The sequence below is a fragment of the Leisingera sp. ANG-M7 genome (assembly GCF_000813965.1).
Classification (GTDB): Bacteria; Pseudomonadota; Alphaproteobacteria; order Rhodobacterales; family Rhodobacteraceae; genus Leisingera.
Genome location: NZ_JWLI01000017.1, coordinates 177,474 through 183,473 on the forward strand (window position 1 = coordinate 177,474; position 6,000 = coordinate 183,473).

General features: G+C 63.3%; 9 protein-coding genes. 7 read left to right on the forward strand and 2 right to left on the reverse strand.

Features of this window, described 5'->3' with window-relative positions; translation table 11 throughout:
• Window positions 1-92 precede the first annotated feature (92 nt).
• The 3 genes from RA26_RS18895 (at window position 93) to RA26_RS18905 (ending at window position 2,164) form a co-directional block, all read left to right on the forward strand.
• On the forward strand, window positions 93-851 hold the full coding sequence (locus RA26_RS18895) for a class II aldolase and adducin N-terminal domain-containing protein (protein ID WP_039186384.1): 759 nt from the start codon (window positions 93-95) through the stop codon (window positions 849-851).
• A gap of 23 nt (window positions 852-874) precedes the next feature.
• Window positions 875-1,879 carry a sterol desaturase family protein gene (locus tag RA26_RS18900; protein WP_039186386.1) on the forward strand — a complete coding sequence of 335 codons (1,005 nt, stop codon included), beginning with the start codon at window positions 875-877 and terminating at the stop codon, window positions 1,877-1,879.
• Window positions 1,880-1,975: 96 nt separating this feature from the next.
• Complete coding sequence (locus RA26_RS18905) at window positions 1,976-2,164, forward strand: hypothetical protein (protein ID WP_039186388.1); 189 nt, start codon at window positions 1,976-1,978, stop codon at window positions 2,162-2,164.
• 6 nt (window positions 2,165-2,170) lie between these two features.
• Here RA26_RS18905 and RA26_RS18910 read toward each other — a convergent pair whose 3' ends face one another.
• Window positions 2,171-2,929 (reverse strand): alpha/beta fold hydrolase, encoded by a 759-nt coding sequence (locus RA26_RS18910; protein WP_152612664.1) that lies wholly within the window; start codon window positions 2,927-2,929, stop codon window positions 2,171-2,173.
• Window positions 2,930-3,032: 103 nt separating this feature from the next.
• Between RA26_RS18910 and RA26_RS18915 the strand changes: the two genes are divergently transcribed.
• The 4 genes from RA26_RS18915 (at window position 3,033) to RA26_RS18930 (ending at window position 5,187) form a co-directional block, all read left to right on the forward strand.
• The gene (locus RA26_RS18915; protein WP_039186392.1) at window positions 3,033-3,398 is read left to right on the forward strand and encodes a hypothetical protein; all 366 of its coding nucleotides are present in this window, start codon (window positions 3,033-3,035) and stop codon (window positions 3,396-3,398) included.
• Between the two features lie 66 nt (window positions 3,399-3,464).
• The gene (locus RA26_RS18920; RefSeq protein ID WP_039186393.1) at window positions 3,465-4,061 is read left to right on the forward strand and encodes a TetR/AcrR family transcriptional regulator; all 597 of its coding nucleotides are present in this window, start codon (window positions 3,465-3,467) and stop codon (window positions 4,059-4,061) included.
• Window positions 4,062-4,152: 91 nt separating this feature from the next.
• Window positions 4,153-4,830, forward strand: coding sequence for a PspA/IM30 family protein (locus RA26_RS18925; RefSeq protein WP_039186430.1), 678 nt, complete (start codon window positions 4,153-4,155; stop codon window positions 4,828-4,830).
• A gap of 69 nt (window positions 4,831-4,899) precedes the next feature.
• Window positions 4,900-5,187 carry a hypothetical protein gene (locus RA26_RS18930; protein ID WP_039186394.1) on the forward strand — a complete coding sequence of 96 codons (288 nt, stop codon included), beginning with the start codon at window positions 4,900-4,902 and terminating at the stop codon, window positions 5,185-5,187.
• A gap of 57 nt (window positions 5,188-5,244) precedes the next feature.
• On the opposite strand, the gene RA26_RS18935 is transcribed toward RA26_RS18930, so the two are convergent.
• The gene (locus RA26_RS18935) at window positions 5,245-5,778 is read right to left on the reverse strand and encodes an RNA 2'-phosphotransferase (protein WP_039186396.1); all 534 of its coding nucleotides are present in this window, start codon (window positions 5,776-5,778) and stop codon (window positions 5,245-5,247) included.
• Window positions 5,779-6,000 lie beyond the last annotated feature (222 nt).

Below are 6,000 nucleotides of genomic sequence, written 5' to 3' on the forward strand. Positions count from 1 at the left end.
TTAGTTCAATTAATGCATAGCGGCTGAATCAATCGTTTGTCAGCAGGAATTGCGGCTGTCACCACTAGGAAAAGCGAATTTGGAGACCCAAGATGAACAAACAAGCGGACCTCAGCCCAAACCTCACCCATTGGCAGGAGCGCGTGGACATGGCCGCGGCCTTCCGCTGGACCGAGCGGCTGGACATGCATGAGGGCGTCGCCAACCATTTCAGCCTTGCGGTGAACGAGGACGGCACCCAGTTCCTGATGAATCCCAACCAGGCGCATTTCCGGCGCATCAAGGCCTCGGATCTTTTGTTCCTGGACGCCAACGACCCCAAGACCATGGATCGCCCCGACGCGCCGGACCCGACCGCCTGGGGGCTGCACGGCTCTATCCACCGGCTGTGCCCGCATGCGCGCTGCGTGATGCATGTGCATTCGATCCACGCCACCGTCCTGGCCTGCCTCGCCGACAGCACCCTGCCTCCGATCGACCAGAACACTGCCACCTTCTACAACCGCTATGTGGTGGATGGCGATTTTGGCGGGCTGGCGTTTGAGGGCGAGGGCGCTCGCTGCGCCTCGATGCTGACCGATCCCAAGGTCAAAACCATGATCATGGGCAACCACGGCGTGCTGGTGATCGGTGACAGCGTCGCGGACACGTTCAACCGGCTTTACTACTTCGAGCGCGCCGCGGAGACCTATATCCGCGCGCTGCAAACCGGGCAGAAGCTGCGGGTGCTGAGCGACGAGATCGCCGAGAAGACCGCGCAGGAGCTGGAGGATTACCCGGATCAGGCCGAGCGCCATCTGGCGGAGCTGAAGGCGATCCTCGACGACGAAGGCTCCAACTACGCAAGCTGAGCGCCAGAAAGGGAGGCGGCACAATGGACGGAACTTTGCACACCGCGGAACGCGACCGCGAGGCCGAACGCTGGCACTACCACCCCAAGGGGCCGGTGCCGCTCAATCCGCTGTTCAGCTGGCCGCCGCGCCCGGCGGCGGTTCTGCGCTGGTACCGCGGCGCTTGGATGGAGATCACCGCGCTGAGTGTGCCCTTTGTACTGGCGCTGATGGCCTATGCGTGGTTCCTGCCGCCGCTGGCGGAGATGGCCAGTTTCCACCCCGGCTGGATGCTGCAGGTCTGGCTTGCCAATCTGGTGCCGCAGGCCGCAGTGGCCGGCGGCCTGCACTGGTGGCTCTACATGCGCAAGGGCCAGGGCATGCAGAAGAAGTTCGACAAGCGCGACCTCTCGCGCGGCAATGGCACCTTCACCTTCAAGAACCAGGTCTGGGACAACATCTGGTGGACGCTGGGCAGCGCCATCACCGTGGCCACCGTCTATCAATGGGGCATCTACTGGCTGATGGCCAACGGCTGGGTGCCGGTCGTGACCTTCGCAGAGGCCCCCGTGTGGTGCGTGGTCTGGATGCTGTTCATCCCGATGTGGTCCGGCCTGCATTTCTACTGGGTGCACCGGCTGGAGCATCACCCGCGGCTCTATAAACACGTCCACGCGGTGCACCACCGCAACGTCAACACCGGGCCGTGGTCGGGGATTTCCAACCACTGGTATGAAAACCTGCTCTACTTCACAACCTATTTCATCCACCTGATCGTGCCCTCGCACCCGCTGCATCTGGCCTTCCATGCGATGTTCCAGCAGATCAGCCCGGTGCTGTCGCACTCCGGCTTTGAACGGGTGATCGCCAGGGAAACAGAGGCCGCCAAGGCAGGCGATTTCTTCCATCAGCTGCACCACCGCTATTTCGAGTGCAACTACGGCACCTCGGAAATCCCCTTTGACAAGTGGTTCGGCACCTACCACGACGGCTCCGCCGCAGCGACCGAGCGGACCCGGGCTTTCAAGAAGCAGATGTACACCCGCTAGAATTGAGGTTTTCAGATTCTGATCAGGATCAAGGCGTACATATTCGCGATTCCCTATGCCTGACCGCAGGACAGTCAAAGGCATAGGAGAAAGCCCATGTTGCGCCTTGCATCCATTCTCTATTCGCTGATCGGCAGCAGCCTGGCAGGGGCGGCGGTGATTGTGGTTCTGGCAGCCGGGCTGGTCACCACACAGGCCATCATCGGCGCCGCCGCTGTGGGGGCGGTACTGGCGCTGCCAGTGGCCTGGCTGGTGGCGAAACAGCTTTACGCCCGAGGCGCCTGAGGCGCGTCAGGCGTTCAGGAATACCCGCGTAGCGGCTTCGAACTCCCGCGGCTTCTCGGCGTGCAGCCAATGGCCCGCACCGGGCAGTTTGGCAAAGCGGGCATTGGGGAAACGCGCGCGGATCTCCTCACGGTGTTCCGGCAGCACATAATCCGACTTCGATCCAGACAGGAACAGGGCAGGCCCGTCCCAAACGGCGTCCGTTGGCGGAAAGGACATGATGTTCGGCATCTGATCCGCCAGCGTGTCCAGGTTCAGCTTCCATCGCTTGTTCGGCAGGTCCAGCGACTGGGTGAAGAAGCTCTGCAGCGCAGGCTCCACCCCGGCCTCACCCAACTGCGCGGCGGCCTCCGGGCGGCGCTCGATACTCTCCAGATCCAGCGATTTCATCGCGTGGATATACTGAATTTGCGTGTGGCCATAAGCAACCGGCGCGATGTCGGCGACAACTAGCTTGCGCACCGCCTCAGGGTGGTTCAGAGCCAGCATCATCGCAGCCTTGCCGCCCATCGAATGGCCGATCACATCCATCTGCCCGCCATGGGCCGCAATCACCCCTGCCAGATCATCCGCCAGCTCCGGATAGGTATGGCTTTCCGCGCGCGGGCTGTCGCCGTGGTTACGCATGTCCACGGCCACCACCTGCCGTTCATCCGACAGGCGCTTGGCGATGACGCCCCAGTTGCGGGCAGAGCCATAAAGGCCGTGGGCAATCAGAAGCGGGGTGTTTGCAGTGGCAGTGCCATGAATGATCGTGTTCAGCATGCGCACTTGATAGCCGCGCAGGCGGAGGCTTGCCACCCCCATTGAGGCAACCGAAGGGGCAGGCTAGGGTGGCGCCACAGCGCAGCAAGGGGAGAGTGCCGGAATGGCCGCCAGCCTGGATCAGGATATTGAAGACATCCGCACCCTTCTGAAGGAGCGCGAGCATGCATCGGGCGACCTTGCCACCGCACTAAAGCATGTCCGCCGCCGCATTCCGCGGCGGGTCTACAAGCAGGGCATGCGGCTGGCAGCTGCGCTGCCGCTGCTGGCGCACCCCAAGCTGCGGATGACGGTGGACGAAAAGCCGCTGCAGGGCGCCGCCCGCGAGGTAAAGGCGCATCTTCAGAAAATCGACCTTGCCGACCGCCGCAAGGGCTTCTGGCTCGGCGTGCTTGGCAGCATGGCATTTTCCATCCTCTGCGTGCTGATCCTATTGGTGGTGGTGCTGCGCTGGCGCGGCCTGATCTGAATTCCTGCTTTACGCCGCGTCTGCCGGCGGTATTTTGAACGCAGTTCAAGACAAAGGCAGGACGCCATGGCAGGCAAGGTGGAAGCGCGCAAGACAGCGCTGCGGCAGAAACTGGTGGAAGCGGCAGAGATCCGCATCGCGCGCGACGGGGCAGGGGCGCTGCGCGCCCGCGACCTGGCGCAGGATGCAGGCTGCGCGGTCGGGGCGATCTACAACGCTTTCGACGATCTGACCGCCATCATCATGGCGGTGAACGGCCGCACCTTCCAGAAACTCGGCGCCGCGGTCGAGGCCTCGGTCGCAGGCCGCGAGGCGGAACCGCCCACCCGCCGCCTGATCCTGATGAGCAACGCCTACCTGCATTTCGCGGTGGAAAACACCAACCTCTGGCGGGCGATGTTCGACCTGCGAATGACGGCTGAGGACAAGGCACCGGAGTGGTATCTGACCGCGCTGGATGACCTGTTTGCCAATATCGCCCGGCCCGTGGGTGAACTGTTCCCGGACAAGGACGCAGGCGAAGCATCCCTGATGGTGCGGGCGCTGTTCTCTGCCGTGCACGGTATTGTGCTCCTGGGGCTGGAGCAGCGCATCTCCGGCGTGCCGCCGGAACGGATCGAGCAGATGATCGCCCAGGTGCTGGAGCAAATCGGCGGCAGGTAGTTTTGAACGTCGTTCAAGAAAGCACTTGAACGACGTTCAGGATATTGCTACATGATTCCTGTGAACGATGTTCATGTTTGCGGAGGAAGCAATGTTCAACACTCTGAAGACCCTGATCACCGGCGCCAATGACCGGGCAGAAGAGCAGCTGCGCGAGACCTATTCGATTGAGCTGATCACCCAGAAGATCCGCGAGGCGGACGCCAATCTGAAGGCGGCAAAGCTGACGCTGGCCAGCCTGATCCAGCGCCAGCGGGCAGAGCAGCGCCAGGTGGAAACACTGGAGGAGCGCGTCCGCGACCTGATGGCCCGGGCAGGCGAGGCGCTGGAGGCAGGGCGCGAGGACCTGGCCCGAAGCGCCGCCCAGGCAGTGGCCGACATGGAAAACGAGCTGACGGTGCGCCGCCAGACCCTGGACCGGCTCGACACCCGCATCCTTCAACTGCGCCAGTCGGTGGAAACCGCCAGCCGCCGCATCGCCGATCTCAAGCAGGGCGCCATTGCCGCCCGCGCCACCCGGCACGAGCAGGACATCCAGCGCCGTTTGCGCCGCCACACCGGCGGTGACAGCCCGGCAGAGGAGGCCGAGGCGCTGATCCGCGATGTGCTGCAGCGCGACGACCCCTTCGAGCAGGGCGAAATCCTGCGCGAGATCGACGGCGAGCTGAACAACACCTCGATTGCCGACGATCTGGCCGACGCGGGCTTCGGCCCCCGCAGCCGCAGCACCGCAGCAGATGTTCTGAGCCGCCTCAAACCCAGGGGCTGACCCGTCCACTCTCATACCACGCGGCCTGCCGGGCAGCGCTGACTTCATAGAATTTACCGGAGAAAACAAATGTATACCGAAAACACCGACAACAAGCTCATCATTTTCCTGAACACTGCCGGCGTCGCAATCGCCTATGGCATGCTGGGAATTTCCCTGTGGCTCTCGACTGACGTGCCGCTGGCGACCAAGGGCTACTGGGGCATGGCGGTGCTGCTGCTGACGCTGAGCCTGATCAACGTGGTAAAGTACCGTTTCGACCACCGCTCCAGCGAGGACCGCATCCGCAAGATCGAGGATGCCCGCAACGAAAAACTGCTGGAAGATGCGCTGTTGGACACCAAGAAGGACTTCTGAGTTCAGCCTGTCCGCCCATAGCCGCAAGCCGCCCGCTGAAAGATGCGGGCGGCTGTTCTAGTGCATCAGGTACTGCGCCGGGACCGCAGGGCACAGCCAGACACCGTTCTCAGACAGAAAGAATACATGGCCCTCTGCCGCCATGCGCTCTGCATCAACGCTCAGAATGACCGGCTTGCCGTGCCGCATTCCCACAGTCCGGGCTGTTGCGGCGTCAGGCGACAAATGAACATGCTGGCGCTGCATCGGTTTCAGCCCCTCGGACAGGATCGCAGGCAGGGCGCGCTCCGCGGTGCCATGAAACAGCGTCGCCGGCGGGCGGCAGGGGGTCAGCCCGAGATCCACGGCAAAGGAATGGCCCTGGTTCGCCCGGATTTTCAGGCCGTCAGGTGACAGCGAAAACCGCTGCTTGCTGCTTGTGCGTACAACCTCTTCAATCTGATGGCGGGTCACGGGTGCTTCGGCCTTGGCAAGGATGCTCTCCACCCTGACCCAGCCCTGAGGGTCCATGTCCAATGCCAGGGCACCGGGGTTGTGCCGCAGGATATAGCTGAGAAATTTGCTGAGCTGTTTCAAATCATTGTCTGGCATCGCCGCACTATCGCGGCTTTACCCGGAGAGGTCCAGGCAGGCTGTTCTCCCGCCCCGTTCCGGCCTGCTTGCGGCAGGCCTGCAAGTGCTGGGCGGGTCGCCGTGCGGCTGCACGGCGCGGGCAGCGCCCCGCCAGGGGCGCTGCCGGGCCCAAGGCCCTTGCCGGGGCATCTTCGATGCACAGGCGGGGCGCGGGAGCCTGCCGGGCAACAGAAAACCGCC